At 67.3% G+C, this 14,719-nt stretch carries 14 protein-coding genes and 4 pseudogenes; 10 read left to right on the top strand and 8 right to left on the bottom strand.

What is annotated here, in order from left to right; genetic code table 11:
- Positions 1–6 precede the first annotated feature (6 nt).
- The 4 genes and pseudogenes from ACPEE0_RS03520 to ACPEE0_RS03505 all read left to right on the top strand — a co-directional run bounded on the left by ACPEE0_RS03520 (position 7) and on the right by ACPEE0_RS03505 (position 4,321).
- Positions 7–1,976 (top strand): annotated as a pseudogene (locus ACPEE0_RS03520) (tripartite tricarboxylate transporter permease).
- 34 nt (positions 1,977–2,010) lie between these two features.
- Positions 2,011–2,394, top strand: a complete 384-nt coding sequence (locus ACPEE0_RS03515; protein WP_424573904.1) for a universal stress protein — start codon at positions 2,011–2,013, stop codon at positions 2,392–2,394.
- A gap of 200 nt (positions 2,395–2,594) precedes the next feature.
- Positions 2,595–2,864 carry a hypothetical protein gene (locus ACPEE0_RS03510; protein ID WP_035753680.1) on the top strand — a complete coding sequence of 90 codons (270 nt, stop codon included), beginning with the start codon at positions 2,595–2,597 and terminating at the stop codon, positions 2,862–2,864.
- Positions 2,861–4,321 (top strand): SLC13 family permease, encoded by a 1,461-nt coding sequence (locus ACPEE0_RS03505; protein WP_424573903.1) that lies wholly within the window; start codon positions 2,861–2,863, stop codon positions 4,319–4,321. Before ACPEE0_RS03510 ends, ACPEE0_RS03505 begins: the two co-directional genes overlap by 4 nt.
- Here the strand turns inward: ACPEE0_RS03505 and ACPEE0_RS03500 are convergent.
- Positions 4,314–4,574, bottom strand: coding sequence for a hypothetical protein (locus ACPEE0_RS03500; RefSeq protein ID WP_424573902.1), 261 nt, complete (start codon positions 4,572–4,574; stop codon positions 4,314–4,316). The genes ACPEE0_RS03505 and ACPEE0_RS03500 overlap by 8 nt on opposite strands.
- A 197-nt stretch (positions 4,575–4,771) precedes the next feature.
- On the opposite strand from ACPEE0_RS03500, the gene ACPEE0_RS03495 reads away from it, so the two are divergent.
- The gene (locus tag ACPEE0_RS03495; RefSeq protein WP_424573901.1) at positions 4,772–5,581 is read left to right on the top strand and encodes an ANTAR domain-containing protein; all 810 of its coding nucleotides are present in this window, start codon (positions 4,772–4,774) and stop codon (positions 5,579–5,581) included.
- 506 nt (positions 5,582–6,087) lie between these two features.
- Positions 6,088–6,240 carry a hypothetical protein gene (locus ACPEE0_RS03490; RefSeq protein WP_424573900.1) on the top strand — a complete coding sequence of 51 codons (153 nt, stop codon included), beginning with the start codon at positions 6,088–6,090 and terminating at the stop codon, positions 6,238–6,240.
- Positions 6,241–6,378: 138 nt separating this feature from the next.
- On the opposite strand, the gene ACPEE0_RS03485 is transcribed toward ACPEE0_RS03490, so the two are convergent.
- Positions 6,379–6,846: a DUF4383 domain-containing protein gene (locus tag ACPEE0_RS03485; protein WP_035753678.1), complete on the bottom strand. Its 468-nt coding sequence runs from the start codon at positions 6,844–6,846 to the stop codon at positions 6,379–6,381.
- Positions 6,847–7,121: 275 nt separating this feature from the next.
- Between ACPEE0_RS03485 and ACPEE0_RS03480 the strand changes: the two are divergent.
- A pseudogene (locus tag ACPEE0_RS03480) lies at positions 7,122–8,506 on the top strand (MBL fold metallo-hydrolase RNA specificity domain-containing protein).
- A gap of 93 nt (positions 8,507–8,599) precedes the next feature.
- Here the strand turns inward: ACPEE0_RS03480 and ACPEE0_RS03475 are convergent.
- Genes ACPEE0_RS03475 through ACPEE0_RS03465 form a run of 3 tightly spaced genes read right to left on the bottom strand, consistent with a single transcriptional unit; the run spans position 8,600 to position 9,797 of the window.
- Positions 8,600–8,806, bottom strand: a complete 207-nt coding sequence (locus ACPEE0_RS03475; protein WP_009359215.1) for a hypothetical protein — start codon at positions 8,804–8,806, stop codon at positions 8,600–8,602.
- Positions 8,807–8,818: 12 nt separating this feature from the next.
- Positions 8,819–9,226, bottom strand: coding sequence for a four-helix bundle copper-binding protein (locus ACPEE0_RS03470; RefSeq protein WP_009359214.1), 408 nt, complete (start codon positions 9,224–9,226; stop codon positions 8,819–8,821).
- Between the two features lie 55 nt (positions 9,227–9,281).
- Entirely contained in the window at positions 9,282–9,797 is a 516-nt protein-coding gene (locus ACPEE0_RS03465; protein WP_009359213.1) for a hypothetical protein, read from the bottom strand.
- A 229-nt stretch (positions 9,798–10,026) separates the two neighbouring features.
- On the opposite strand from ACPEE0_RS03465, the pseudogene ACPEE0_RS03460 reads away from it, so the two are divergent.
- Both ACPEE0_RS03460 and ACPEE0_RS03455 read left to right on the top strand, forming a co-directional pair.
- Positions 10,027–10,203: pseudogene (locus ACPEE0_RS03460) on the top strand (DUF3040 domain-containing protein); the annotation flags it as partial.
- A 61-nt stretch (positions 10,204–10,264) separates the two neighbouring features.
- Positions 10,265–10,402, top strand: a complete 138-nt coding sequence (locus ACPEE0_RS03455) for a hypothetical protein (protein ID WP_424575326.1) — start codon at positions 10,265–10,267, stop codon at positions 10,400–10,402.
- A 24-nt stretch (positions 10,403–10,426) separates the two neighbouring features.
- Here ACPEE0_RS03455 and ACPEE0_RS03450 read toward each other — a convergent pair whose 3' ends face one another.
- The 3 genes and pseudogenes from ACPEE0_RS03450 to ACPEE0_RS03440 form a co-directional block, all read right to left on the bottom strand.
- Positions 10,427–11,011 carry a hypothetical protein gene (locus ACPEE0_RS03450; RefSeq protein ID WP_424573899.1) on the bottom strand — a complete coding sequence of 195 codons (585 nt, stop codon included), beginning with the start codon at positions 11,009–11,011 and terminating at the stop codon, positions 10,427–10,429.
- A complete protein-coding gene (locus tag ACPEE0_RS03445) occupies positions 10,927–12,048 on the bottom strand; it encodes a hypothetical protein (protein WP_424573898.1) in 1,122 nt (373 codons plus the stop codon). Before ACPEE0_RS03445 ends, ACPEE0_RS03450 begins: the two co-directional genes overlap by 85 nt.
- Positions 12,048–12,947 (bottom strand): annotated as a pseudogene (locus tag ACPEE0_RS03440) (ATP-binding cassette domain-containing protein); the annotation flags it as partial. The pseudogene ACPEE0_RS03440 and the gene ACPEE0_RS03445, both read right to left, overlap by 1 nt.
- Before the next feature lie 303 nt (positions 12,948–13,250).
- Here ACPEE0_RS03440 and ACPEE0_RS03435 point away from each other — a divergent pair.
- Entirely contained in the window at positions 13,251–14,717 is a 1,467-nt protein-coding gene (locus ACPEE0_RS03435; RefSeq protein ID WP_424575231.1) for a TrkH family potassium uptake protein, read from the top strand.
- Positions 14,718–14,719 lie beyond the last annotated feature (2 nt).

The following is a 14,719-nucleotide window of genomic DNA, read 5'->3' as shown; positions in this document are numbered from 1 at the left end:
ACCACCATGCTTGATTCCGCTATGGCAGCGCTGGCATCACTTGCTGATCCGTCCCTGCTGCTGATGCTCCTGATCGGCGTTGTCGCCGGCCTCGTCATGGGCCTCATCCCGGGACTGGGCGGCACCGGCGCCGTCGCGATCCTCCTGCCCATCACCTTCGGCATGGAACCGCCCAGGCGCTGGCGCTCCTGATCGGCGCCCTCGCCGTCGTCCATACCTCCGACACCGTCTCGGCCGTGCTGCTCGGCGCACCGGGCTCGGCCTCCGCCAGCGTCACCATGCTTGACGGCTACTCCATGGCGAGGAAGGGCCAGGCCGCCAGGGCACTGACACTGGCCTTCCTGTCCTCCATGGCAGGCGGCATCATCGGCGCCATCGGCCTGACCCTGGCCATTCCGCTGGCCCGGCCGCTCGTCCTGTCCTTCGCCAGCCCCGAACTGTTTATGCTGACGGTCCTGGGCGTCGCGCTCGCTGCCGTCCTGTCCCGCGGCAACATCATCAAAGGCATCTCCGCCGGCCTGCTCGGCCTGGTCCTCGGCATGGTGGGCACCTCGCCCACCACGGCGGAGGAGCGCTTTACCTTTGGCAGCCTGTTCCTCGGCGACGGACTCTCGCTCGTCGCCGTGGCCCTGGGCATCTTCGGCCTGGCTGAGATTGCCTCCCGCGCCAGCCAGCGGCGCGGGCAGAAGGAAAACATCACGCTCGGCGGCGGCTGGGGCCGGGGAATCAAGGAATGGCTGTCCCACTGGACCCAGGTCATCCGCGGCGCACTGATCGGCATCTGGGCCGGCGTCCTGCCCGGCGTCGGCGCCACTGCGGGAACATGGCTGGCCTACGGCCAGGCCGTGGCCACCGCCAAGGACAAGCGCAAGTTCGGCAAGGGCGACCCCCGCGGCATCGTCGGCCCGGAAAGCGCCAACAACTCCGTGGAAGCCGGCGACCTTATCCCCACCCTGCTGTTCGGCATCCCCGGCGGCGTCCCGTCGGCGATGCTCCTGGGCATGCTCCTCACCTACGGCATCCAGCCGGGCCCGTCCATCATCACCGAGCACCTGGACCTGATGTACCTCATCGTGTGGTCCTTCGCCATCGCCTCGATCCTCGGCGCCCTGTTCTGCTTCCTCAGCGTCAAGCAGCTCGCCAAGCTCACCAAGGTTCCCTTCGCCGTCCTCGCGGCAGGCCTCGTCGCCGTGATGCTGCTCGGTTCCTTCCAGGAGGGCGGCCAGCTCGGCGACCTGTGGGTGATGATCATCCTCGGCGTCTTCGGCTGGCTGCTGAAGTCCACCGGCTTCCCGCGGGCACCGTTCCTGATCGGCTTCGTCCTGGCCATCCCGCTGGAACGCTACTACTTCCTCACGGACAGCCTCTACAACGGCCTGGACTGGATGGCCCGTCCCGGCGTGCTCGTCTTCCTCGCCATCCTGGTGCTGCCCATGATCTGGGCCTTCATCAAGTTCATCCGCGCCCGCCGCAACACCAACCTCGACGACGGGCACCGCGACGAGCGCCCCGAAGACGACGAGAGCCCCCTGAAGAACTCGACCTGGTCCCTTGCAGCGGCGGGCATCTTCGCCGTCGCCTTCGCCGCCGCGCTGATCGCTTCCCAGTCGTTCTCGCCGGAAGCGCGCCTGGTGCCGCAGCTGGTGAGTATCGGCGGCCTGGTCTTCTCGGGCATCCTGCTCTTCACGGAGATCAGGACCAGGCTCCGCGCCAGGACCGCCGGAGCAGGATGGACGCTTGACGCAGGGTTCGCCATGAAGACCTTCCTGTGGATGACAGCCTTCCTCGCCCTCACCGCAGGGTTCGGCTACCTCGTCGCCGTCACAGTCTTCATCCCGGCGTTCCTGCTGATCGTCGCCAGGGCCCGCCTCAAGGTGGCCATCATCTACACGGTGGCGCTCTACGTGGTGCTGCTCGCGCTGCCGTCACTGCTCCCCATCGACCTGCCGCAGGGCTGGCTCAACACCCTCATCTAGCAGCCCTGACCAACTACCGGAAAGAAGCAAGACCATGACGGTTCTCGTTGCCTACGCCCCTGCCCCTGAAGGCCGGGAAGCCCTGACCCAGGGCATCGCCGAAGCGGTCCTTCGGAAAGCGGACCTCCTGATCGTCAACGTCGGCCGCGGCCACCATGACCTCGAACCGCAAGAGATGAAGGACATCGAAAGCCAGCTGCAGGCTGCCGGACGCGGACTGACGGTTGAATCATCTGTCCTCTCCGACCCCGGGGACGCCGTCATCCAGATTGCGCAGGACAGGGACGTGGACATGATCGTCGTCGGCCTGCGGCACCGCTCGATGGTGGGCAAGCTCATCCTGGGCAGCACGGTCCAGCGGATCCTGCTGGATGCCACCTGCCCGGTCCTCGCGGTCCGCGCGGACCGGCTCAACTAACAGTCCGGACCGTTCGACGGCGGTCCTCACCGGCAGCCGGCACCCACCGGCAGGCGTGTCCCCACCCCGCATTCCATCGCAACAGGAACCCCGAAGGACGGGCGCGGGAGAAGGGCACGCCGCTGAAGGAGGCAGGCGGACCCATGGTCCTCCTGCCTCCTTCCCCCACGTCCAAAACGTCAGCAATAAAAGGAATCACCTTGCCCACCACCCGACTCCAGCCAGGCACCGCCAGGCAACCCGCGACGCCGCAGCCGGTCCCCAACTGGTGCACCCTGTCCAGGAAGGACGAAGTGGAGATCCGGCAGAACGGCCGGACCATCGCCACCGGCCGCATCGACCTGCTCGCTTTCGACGGCAGCATGCTGTGGATCCACCGGGACCAGGGAAAGGGCCGGGCCCTCTTCCTGCACAGCGACGGCGTCACAGTATGCCGGCGTACACCCCAAGCCACGAGGAGTGACTCTTGACCAACACAGCGGAACGCACCATAGACACCGCACCCGCGACCAAGGACGAGGCCGAGGACGCGACCAAGGAGCAGGGCACCGGGCGGCGCCGCCGTATGCTACTGGTGGCAGTGGCCGGTGTCCTGATTTTGGGCCTGGCCGCGCTCGTGCTGGGCGGGAACCTCTTCGGCCCGGCCGCCGCCACCGAACCGGAGCCGACCTTGACCGCCACACAAATCATCCCGCTCGCCATCCTCGTGGTGATGTTCGTCGTCGCCACCAAGTGGCCCCTGAACATTGGCGTCATGGGGCTGGTGGCCTCGTTCGGCGTCGGGTACTTCCTGCTCGGCATGAACGACAAGGAAATCCTGGCGGAGTTCCCCGCGAGCATCGTCCTGACCATTATCGGCGTCACCTACTTCTTCAGCATGGCGCAGCGGAACGGAACCATCGACGTCGTCGTTCAGTCCTGCGTGCGCCTGGTCCGGGGCAAGACCATGGTGCTGCCCTGGGTGTTCTTCCTGCTCGCCGCGGCCCTGACGGCCCTCGGCACCTTCTCGCCGGCCGCCGTCGCGCTGCTCGCACCCGCGGCCATCGGCTTCGCCTACGAGTCCCGCATCCACCCCGTGGTGATGGGCGCGTTCATCATCAACGGCGCCCACGCCGGCGGTTTCTCCCCGCTGTCCGTGGCGGGCGTGCTGGTGCACAACATCGCCGAAGAGAACGGCTTCCCCATCTCGCAGGGAGCGCTCTTCGCCGCCAGCTTCGCCATCAACCTGATCCTGTCCGTGCTCACCATCGTCGCCTTTGCCCTGCTGGGCCGGCTCCGCGAGGGATCCGCCGGGCAGCACGCCGACCTGGACACCTCGGCGCCCATCCGGCCCCACGGCCAGCAGATCCTGACCCTCGTGCTGATCGCCGCCATGCTCGTCTGCACGCTGGGGTTCCACATGCCCATCGGCTTCGTGGCGCTCTCCGCCGGGCTGGTGCTGGCACTGATCAACATCAAGGAACACCAGACCTTCATCGGCGGGATTTCATGGTCCACGGTCCTGCTGGTGGCCGGCATGATCACCTACGTCTCGCTGCTGCAGCACGTCGGGGTCATCGACACGCTCGCCGAGATGGCACTGGCCCTGGGCGCACCGCTGCTGATCGCCCTGGTGCTCTGCTTCGTCATCGGCATCGGGTCCGCCTTTGCGTCCTCCACCGCCCTGCTGACCGCGTTCATCCCGATGGCCGGTCCGCTGCTAGCCACCAGTTCGCTCAGCGCGTCCGGGACGGTCGCGGCGCTGGCCGTCGCCGCCACGGTCGTGGACGTCTCGCCTTTCTCCACCGACGGGGCCCTGGTGGTAGCCAACGCCCGCGAAGACGACCGCCAGCGCGTCTACCGCCAGCTGATGATCTACGCCGGCGCCGTCGTGCTGGCCGGGCCTGTCCTAGCGTGGGCCCTGCTGGTGCCTACGGGCATCATGTAGGCCGGGCCGGGGAGCCCTGCTTTTCGGCCAGGTCGTCCGCCACGCGGCGCAGATCCTGGACCCAGCCGGTTGACCGGTTGGTTCCACTCACACCGGCCTCAAAATTGGCCAGCGCCTGCGCCATGAGGTCAAGCGCTTCGGACACGTTCATCTTGACCGCGGTATAGCCTTCGTCGGAGCGGGGGTCCGACGACGCGGAGAGCAGCAGCTCCGCGCCGGATTTGATGACCAGTGAGGCTTCGTATTCGTTCACGCTGATACCCCGCATCTTCGAAATGTTCGACGGTTTGGACAGGTGCTCCGCCAGCCCAACCATACCCCCGGGGCACGAATGGGCGAACCGAAAAACGAGTAGCCACCACTCGTGTATCCGCCATGCCTGCCGCGTACCGTCGGAAAAGGGTTGAGCCAGCAGCCCGTAAGTGGGTTGTGGGCTGTCAGGGAGCACATGTGGCATTGGAGCTGAGGAAACACAGGGTGCACCATCCCGCGGCGCCCGGCGACGGCGGCGGCGACGCCGCGAGGCCCCGCTGGCAGGCGGTGCCGTACCGGACGAGGCATACTACGCCGGCCGGAGTCCTGCTGGATCTGCGGGCAGAAAGCTCCACTGCATCCCTGGACCTGCTCCTCGTGGCGGCGTCATCAACCCTGCAGGAGATGGTGGCCTCCCCGTTCGACTGCGCCATGACCCTGCCGCGGCGACGTGGAACCCAGCAGGCGGTGGGATCCAACGCGAGCGCGCTGGGACTGGCCTGGGAGGAGCAGGAATACCGGGACGGTCCCGTGTCCCGGGCTCTTGCCGGAAGGGTGGCAATCATCGCCAACGGCTACCTCCCGCATCCCGACTGGCCTGACTACTGGCGCGTCCTGGAAAACGCCGGCTACCGCTCATTGCTCTCCGTACCGGTGCCGCTGGGGTCCGGACGATTCGCCGCGCTCACCCTGCTCTCCGCCCGGGACAACGTGTTCACGGCAGCAGTCACCGCCGCCGCCACGGCGTTCGGGAAGAGAGCAGGCAACAGCTATGCGGTCGCCGAGGAGTTCCGGGCCGCCCGCTCATCCGCCGCCCAGTTGACGTCGGCCCTGGAAAGCCGCCCCATCATCGACGCGGCCTGCGGCGTGATCATGGCGCAGAACAAGTGCTCCTACGAGGCCGCCTTCGAGATCCTGGCCAAGGCCTCAAGCCACAGGAACATCAAAGTCCGGCTGGTGGCGGAAGGCATCCTGCAGAACGTTTCCGGCACGCATAAGCGTTCATGACGCGCATGCTCCCTGCCGCGACCGGAATTCAAGCCGCGGCAGGGCATATGCGCAGCGGAAAAGGCCCCGGCAGTGCAGCTCAGCTCAAGAAACGCACAATAAATCCCGGAGCTGGAGATAACCCCTTCCCATCTGGCGTGCGGCTTTCTAGGGTGGCCATCACAAGCCCCTTCAGGAGGACCTGAGGGGCAGTGCATGCCGCAACCAGTACGCCAAGAGGAACAGCTGATGGACCGGGTAAGCCCAAGTATGCAGCCCGCAAGGAAGCAGCCAGCAGCGCGCGCCACGGACAGGCCAGCCGCGCCCTATCAAGCCCCAAACCGTAAGGCGATCAGCCGCGAACACCAGTTGCGGCAGCTCATCAACGACCTCGCGGACCTTGCAGCCAAACACCGCCCGCCACACCAGCAGAAGCCGGCCAGCGCGTAAGCGGGACATGCCTGCGCAAAAGGACCCGGAGCATGCTGGTCCCGGGCAGTTCGCGCCTTGGGGGCTAGGATGCCAGCATGGGACTGATCATCACACTGCTTATCATCTGGCTCGTTCTGTCCATCCTGGGCTTCATCATCGAGGGCCTGCTGTGGCTGGCCTTCATCGGCCTGGTGCTGTTCGCCGCCACCGTCGTTTGGGGCTGGGTGAAGCGCAGGGCCCGCACGTAAGGCCCGGTCCTGGCCGGCTGCGAAAACTGCAGCGGCCAGGGCTTCGGGCCTTTGTTATGGGCGCATCTGCCTTCCACCGGGTCAACCGCCGCGAAAACTCCAATGGGCGGCTACAGGGTGCTCAAGAATGCTCCGGTTTTACACGTCCCGGCGTTCGGCGCTGCCCCGGCCCAGCAGAAGCCCGGCCGCGAGCATGACCAGGCCCAGTACCGCATGCAGCCAGTTGTCCGCGGTGTTCACGGGGATGAAGTTGGCCGTGGACGCCTGGTCGATCAGAAGCCCGTAGAGCCAGAGCACCAGATAGACGGCGCCGCCACCGATCAGGAAATACCTGGACTGCGTTGCAGTCCTGCCCATGATCAGGCCGGCTGCACCGAACAGGAGGTGGACGATGTTGTGCAGGATCGACACCTGGAAGACGCCCAGGAGCATGGCCCCGGATTCATGGCCCGCGAAGGTCATTTCCGAGTAGCTCGTTGTGATCCCGGGGATGAACCCGAGGATACCAACGAGGGCAAAAACGGCCCCCGCCGTGAGGGCGGTGATCTCGATAGCCGTGCGATGGTGATGGGCACCTATGCCCGGATGTGCTGATGACGCAGACATGCTTAGCTCCCTCGAAATATTGCGTTTGAATTGGGCTTCAGGTCAGAAGCGGCCCCGCCGTTGCATCTGCGGCATAAGGGTGTAGTTCAAGCTTCAACCCGTAGAGATCCGGATCTCAGAGGCTTTAGTCCCCTCTTTCTGCTGCAACCACCGGAGGGGTCTTTTGTCCCTGTCGCCCCTGCCGGACACGGTATGTACTTGTCAGACACCGCGCGGTTCCTTCAGCCGCAACACCCCCGAGGGCCGCGTCCCGTACCCCGGTGCAAGGAGCAGGCATGAGGGAACAGCATCCGCCAACGCTGAGGTTCCTCGGCGCAACCGATACCGTCACGGGTTCCCGCTACCTGATCCATTCCCAGAACAGCCGGATCCTGGTGGACTGCGGGCTTTTCCAGGGCTACAAACGGCTCCGCGACCGCAACCGCATGCCGCTCCAGCTCAATCCCGGGAGCCTCGATGCAGTGGTCCTCACGCATGCCCACCTGGACCACACCGGTTACATCCCGGCCCTGGTGCGGGACGGCTTCCACGGCCCGGTCTACGCGACGGCCGGGACAACGGAACTGTGCAAACTGCTGCTTCCGGACAGCGGATACCTCCAGGAGGAGGAAGCCCGTTATGCAGACCACCGGGCATCCTCGATGCACCATCCCGCTGTGCCCCTCTACACCGCCGAAGACGCCGTCCGGTCGCTCAACAGCTTCAAAGCGCAGGACTTCGATGCACCGTTCAAGATTGCCGGTGGCATCGAAGTGACTTTCGTTCCGGCCGGCCACATCCTTGGCGCCGCCCAGGTGCGCCTGCGGCTGGGAAGCCGGACCATCCACTTCACCGGAGACCTCGGCCGCGCGCGTGACCCCCTCATGTATCCGCCCCGTGGTTTGGAACCGGCCAACGTCCTGGTAACCGAGTCCACTTACGGCAACCGGGTCCACCCGGCGGGAAACCCGGAAGCCGAGCTGGGTGAGATCATCACCCGGGTCGCCAAGCGGCAGGGCGTCATCATGATCGCAGCGTTTGCAGTGGGGCGGGCCGAGACGGTCCTGCTGCACCTGTCCCGCCTGCTGGCCAAAGGCGCCATCCCCTCCATCCCCGTGTACCTGAACAGCCCGATGGCCATCGACGCGTCCGACATGTACCAGCGCCACAGGGAGGAACACCGGCTCAAGCAGCATGAGTTCGAGGCCATGTACAAAGTAGCCAAGCCCGTCCGCAGCCCCGACGACTCCAAGCTCCTCAATCTCCGCGGCGGGCCCATGATCATCATCTCCGCCAGCGGGATGCTGACCGGAGGACGGATCCTGCACCACCTCGCCGCCTACGGACCCGACCGCCGCAACGCCATCATTCTCAGCGGATACCAGGCCGGCGGACCAGGGGCGCGTCCCTGGCCGCCGGGGAAAGGCACGTCCGCGTCTACGGCCAGGAGGTCAGGATCGAGGCAGAGGTCATCCAGATGGAAGGGCTCTCAGCCCACGCGGATTCCAACGAGCTGGTCCAATGGATGAAGTCCGCCCCCGAGGCCCCGGCCATGACTTACGTGACCCACGGGGAGCCGGACGCCTCCGATGCCCTCCGGCTGCGCCTCAAGCACGAACTCGGATGGCGTGCGCGCGTCCCGGAGCATCAGGAGACCATTTCCCTGGACAATCCGCGCTGACGGAGGAACCCCCCACGGCCCACCGTCCCAGGCCCCGGCCGGCCCCCCCAATCCGCACCGGCCGGGGCCTGGTGCCATACTGGTCGGCGGGTGTCAGGGCCGCCGCTGGTCGAAGCAGAACCCGCACACGCAGCGGTAGGTGAGCAGTCCGCCGTCGTCCGTCCCGTCCGGTACACCGGCGGAACCCGGGTGGCCCACTATCTGCATCTCCTCCCCGCAGTGCATGTGCGTGGCAAGCATCCGCCGCACCTGCGGGTCTTCCGGATGCCTTGCCTGGCCCGCCGTTTTTAGCTGTGCCATGACCGCTTCCTTTCAGCCCAGCGAAGCGAGGAGGTCGGCGCAGGCCTGCTCGCAGCGCCGGCACGCTTCGGCGCATACCTCGCAGTGCTTGTGCTTGGCGGCATGCTGTCCGCACTCCTCCGCACAGGCCTTGCAGGCAGTCCGGCAAGCCGCCAGCACAGCCCGGGTGATCTCGGGGGCGGTGCCGGTCTGCCGGCTCAGGATCTTTCCCGTGGCCACGCAGATATCCACGCAGTCAAGGTTGGTGCGGATGCACTTGGTCAGCTCGGCCACCATCTCCTCGCTGAGGCAGGCGTCCGCGCACGCAGTGCACGTCTGGGCGCACTCAAAGCACGCCTGGATACATTCGGTAAGTTTGGCTTTATCGACGTTTCCCGCACCTTGGGGGTGGACGTCCAGCATCGATTGAACATGAGTCATTGGTCTGTCTTTCCAGGTGTAGCCGGTAGTGATTTCGGTGCAACAGCGGCAGTGTTTATGTCCGACTGACCGAAAGCTGGATGACCGTAAGCGCCGGCAGATCCGGCTCGGACGGCACAGGGGAAAGAACCTCGCCGCCTTCTTCCCGCAGGAGCAGGGAGGGCCCATCCACAGCGCCCGTCCTCAACGGCGCCGGCTCGCCGCGCGGGGCCTGCCGGCGTTCACAGCAGTCCCGCTCCATGGACTCGGGGTCCAGCAGCGCGCTGGCATAGTGCGTCACGGGTACAACCGGAGAGTCCGACGACGGCGGGGCACCAGGGCCGGGAAAGGTTGCCTGCAGCGGCGGTACCTCAGTGGGCGGCGCGCCGGAATCAGCAGGCTGGGCGGGTCCCGCCAGCAAAGTGGCGGGCGCAGTCAGGAAAGGTCCATGCCCCACAAGGGCGTAGCGGGTGCCGTGCGTGTAGGAGGCCGCCCCCGCCACAAGGAGGACCAGGAGGATGCATACGAAAAGGCTCCGCGCCGATACAAGGCAGCGAAGGATCCCCTCCGGAGTGCAGTTGAGCGTGGCCATCGACCACTTCCTGGTGGACACCTTAAACGGCCTAGCTTCGTATCCGCGTGGGACAGGTCACACCTGCATTACTTTTCCACCCCGGCCCGGGCAGCGGCAGTTTGACACCCGGCTTGCTCCGGCAGGCGGCGCTGTCCGCCCCTTCCGGGAGCCCGGGCCGTTACAGGGGCATCAAGAATGCCGCAGGGCTATCACGAGTGCGTAACTTCGCTTTGTCAGGACCTGCCCGATGCCTAGCCTGAATAGTAAAGGCCTGCGTGGTAGGGCAGGCCCAAGAAGGCGAAGTGCAATGCCATTGTCCGATGAAGAGCGCCGGCGGCTCGAAGAGCTGGAAAACCTTCTCAGCGCCCAGGATCCCTCCCTGGCCCGGAACCTGCAGGAAGGGAAGCAGGACAACCAGGTCCCCCGCCGGATGGTCTTTGCCACCCTGGCCTTCTTAGCGGGCCTGGTGCTTGTCCTCGTGGGGGGTGGCAACGCAGGTTCTCGTCATCGGCGCCGCCGGCTTCCTGCTCGAATGCGCAGCAGCATACTGGTTCCTGGAAGCGCAGGCCGCCCAGCCCCGGAGCCCGATGTTCCCGTCCCGCTTCTTCAAGCCGAAGCACTGACTGACCAAACAAACGGTCTTTGACTTAGTACCCGGCCAGGTCCCGCTCCCGGATCAGGCGGCCGGCTGCCGCGGCCAGGGCGATCGCGATGGCGGCCATCAGCACGGCGCCGGCCGGATCGAACGCCTCGGCAGGCATCGCGGACGAATGCCGGAACGGGCTCAGGTCCTGCATCCACACCGGCAGCCCCAGCAGTTCCCCGAACTGCCCGAGCACCAGTCCCACGGCCAGGAATCCCCAGCCGACGGCGCTGCTCCACCGGGACGCGAGCGCGAACACCAGCACCGTCACCGCCGGAAAAACCAGCGCCGCAGGAACATGGGCCAGCGCCGCCGCAAAGACGGTGCCCGCGCCGCTGCCCCCGGCCTGGGAGACGGTGAGCACCGCTGCAGCCGCGGCTCCCGCGGCCGCCGCGACCGCCGTCGTCGTGATGACTGCGACGGCGAGCGCCCCGGCCAGCCAGCGCAGGCGCGACGCCGGCACGGCCAGGAGCATCTCGGCCCGCCCCTCGGCTTCTTCCGCCCTCAGCCGCAGGACCGCCTGGATTCCCGCGGCGGCCGCCAGCACACCGACGATGCCGAGCATGGCCGTGGTGAACAAGTCCACCATTGCTTCCTCGCCAGGAACAGGCGGCCCATCAGCTCCATCAGGGCAGGGTTCCCGGCCAACGCGTCCCGGACCACCGGTCCCAGCCCGCCGGCCACGGCGCCCATCACGGCGGCGGTGAAGCACCAGCTTGCCAGGCTTCCGCGCTGCAGCCGCCACGCAAGCCCGGGCAGCGACACCAGGCCACGGCGGGCACGCTCCGGGCCCGACTCGTTGGCAGCGACGTAGCTGGCGCCCAGGTCCCGCCCCCTGCGGAGCGCCACGGCAGCCCCGCCCAGGATCACGGCGGCGCCGGCCAGGACCAGCAGCGGCAGCGGATAGGCCTCGGTGAAGGGCCGGATGCGCTGGCCCCAGCCGATCGGCGAGAGGAGGGAGGGCCAGGCGGCGGTGACCTGCAGGGTTGACAGCTCGGCGGTTCCGAGGGCGTCGCCGGCGCCCCGGAGCAAATAGGCGGCACCCACCAGCGCCGCAGCCGTGCCGCTGGCGGTGCGGGCGGACGGCATCACCTGGGCCACGAGGGCCGCGGTGCCCACGAAGAACAGGCCCACGGCGCCCACCGCCGCCCCGGCCAGGAAGGAACCGTCGACCGGCAGGCCGGCCCCAATGAAACCGCCGGCCACGGCCAGGGCGAGGACCACGTTGGCGAAGGTGCCAAGCAGCAGGGTGGCCTGCAGCGGCGCGGACCGGGTTACGCCCGTGGAGCCGACGAGTTCGAAGCGGCCCTGGTCCTCATCCGCCCGCGTGTGCCGGACTACCAGGAACGCGCCCATCAGCCCGGCCAGCACCGCGGTGAAGGAAAACCCCTGGAAGAAGGTGACCGCGCCGAAGCTGATGCCGTCCGGGAGGCCGCGCAGGAACAGGAACGCCGGGCTGGCTGCTGCCACGGCAACCAGGGCGGCCCGCTCGGTATCCGCAGCGAACTGGGTGGTGATGGCCGTGGCGGCTGCGTACCCCAGCCCGGCGATGCCGAGTATCCACGCCGCAAGGACTGCGCGGTCGCGGCGTGCCTGGAGCAGTGCCAGGCGCAGGACGGCGCGCATCAGAGCACCTGGCCCTGCTGGGCCTGGGTCTGTTCGGCCGGGGTCTGTTCGGCTTGGGCCTGCTGGGCCTGAACCTGCTGGGCCTGGGTCTGCTGCCCGTCCGGCTGGTCGCTGTAGTGCCGCAGGAACAGCTCCTCGAGGGAGGGCGGCGCGGCAGTAATGCCGGTGACGCCCGCCGACGCGAGCGCGTCCAGCACGGCGCCGAGGTGGGTGGCATCGGCGTCGAACTCGATGGCGTCCCCGTCAACGCGGACGTTGTGGAAGCCCTGCAGGGCCGCCAGCACGTCCGGCTGCACGGTGGCGGTAATCCGGAAGCGGGTCCGGGTCAGGTGCCGGAGCTCGGCCAGGGTCCCCGACTCCACGGCAATTCCGGACCTGATGATGGTCACCCGGTCACACAGCTGTTCCACCTCGGCCAGGATGTGGCTGGACAGCAGCACGGTGGCCCCCTCCGCGGTGACCCGCCGGACGTGCCGGCGGAAGACGGCGTCCATCACCGGGTCCAGCCCCGAACTTGGCTCATCCAGCAGGTACAGCTTGGCGCGGCGGGAAAACGCGGCGATCAGCGCCGCCTTTTGCCTGTTCCCCTTGGAATAGGTGCGGGCCTTCCGCCGCGGATCGAAATCGAATTCCTCGATCAGCTGCCGGCGCAGGGTTTCGTCGGCACCGCCGCGGAGCCCTGCCAGCAGGTCGATCACCTCGCCGCCGGACAGGTTGGGCCAGAACGTCACGTCCCCGGGAACGTAGGCGACCTCCCGGTGTGCCCGGACCGGCTCGGCCCAGGGGTCAATGCCGAACACCCTGGCCGTTCCCGAAGTAGGCCGGATCAGCCCCAGGAGGATCCTCAGGGTGGTGGACTTTCCCGCGCCGTTCGGCCCAGGAAGCCGTGGACCTCGCCGGGCATGACGGTCAGGTCCAGGCCCGCCAGCGCGGCGGTCCTGCCGAAGTTCTTCACCAGGCGGGAAGTGTGGACAACGGGGGTTGATTCTGTGTGTATGGCCGGTCCGTTCCGTGGTCTTGTCACTCACGCACAGGCGGCTGCCATGCACGTGCCGCAGGCGGGGACGTCTGCGGGCCGACCAGGCTTCCCGGCTCTCCGGTCCACATCATACAAGCGGCGGATATGCCGCGGTAGAGGCTTTGGACCACGGGCATTGGCCCGGATACGACGGGTTCCGCCGCCCGGTGCTAACGTGACGCCTATGCATCTGAAGGCCTACCAGCGCGGTCCCACCCCACCGCGGCGGAGGCGGAAACCAAGCCTTGTCCTTGCCGGCTACAGCCGCTCCGTCGCAGCCTTCCAGAACCAGCAGTTCTCCACCCTCCAGAGGCTCGTGCGCCGCCTGCTGCCGCGGCACCCCGCCCAGCTGATCGTCCTGGGATTCGCGCTGGCCATCGGCGTTGGGACAGCGCTTCTGATGCTGCCCGTGGCACGGAACGGCGACGGCGGCGCCTCCCTCTTGGAGGCCCTGTTCACCGCCACCTCGGCCGTCTGCGTGACCGGGCTGATCACCGTGGACACGCCGGTGTTCTGGAGCGGCTTCGGGCAGGTGGTGATCCTGGTCCTGATCCAGGTGGGCGGCTTCGGCGTGATGTCCTTCGGCACGTTGCTGGGTGTCCTGACCGCCCGGCGGCTGGGCCTGCGCTCCAAAATGCTGGCGGCAGCCGAAACCAAGAGCACCGGTTTCGGTGACGTCCGCCGGGTCCTGCTGGGCGTCTTCATCATCACCATGCTCGTTGAAGTCACGCTGGCCCTGGTGCTGATGCTGCGGTTCCTGCTGGGCTACGGCTACTCCCCCGGCGAGGCACTGTGGCACGGGGTGTTCCACTCGATCTCCGCCTTCAACAACGCCGGGTTTGCCCTGTATTCGGACAACCTCATCGGGTTCGTCAGCGATCCCTGGGTGTGCCTGCCCATCGCCGCTGCCGTGATCATCGGCGGGCTTGGCTTTCCCGTCCTGTTCGAACTTCGCCGCGAGTTCCGCACGCCCAAGTTCTGGAGCATGCACACCAAGCTGGTGCTGCTGGGCAGCGCCACCCTCCTGGCCGGCGGCACCGTGTTCCTGACGGCCGCGGAGTGGACCAACCCCGCCACGCTGGGTGCGCTGCCTCCCGGCGAACGGGTCCTGGGCGGGTTCTTCCAGTCCACCATCACCCGCACCGCAGGTTTCAACAGCATCGACATCAGCCAGATGCACCCGGTGTCCTGGCTGGGCATGGACATCCTGATGTTCATCGGCGGCGGCCCCGCCGGCACGGCGGGCGGCCTGAAGATCACCACCTTCGCCGTCCTGTTCTTCATCATGGCCACCGAACTGCGCGGCGGCACGGCTGTGAACATCTTCGGCAAGCGCCTCTCCCGGGCCGTCCACCGCCAGGCCATCACGGTGGTCCTGCTGGCCATCGCCCTCATCACGGCGTCCACCATGTTCCTGATGCTCATCACCGACTTCGGCCAGGAACAGATCCTCTTCGAGGTGGTTTCCGCCTTCGCCACAGTGGGGCTCTCCACCGGCATCACGGCGGGAATGCCTCCGGCCGGCCAGGTGGTGCTGATCCTGCTCATGTTCATCGGCCGCCTGGGCCCCGTTACGCTCGGCACCGCCCTGGCTCTCCGCAGCCGCCCCATCATGTACGAATACCCGAAGGAAAGGCCCCTCATTGGCTAAGG

Source organism: Arthrobacter sp. SD76, assembly GCF_049726125.1.
Taxonomy (GTDB): Bacteria; Actinomycetota; Actinomycetes; order Actinomycetales; family Micrococcaceae; genus Arthrobacter; species Arthrobacter nitrophenolicus.
This window is presented reverse-complemented; position numbering and strand designations above follow the sequence as displayed.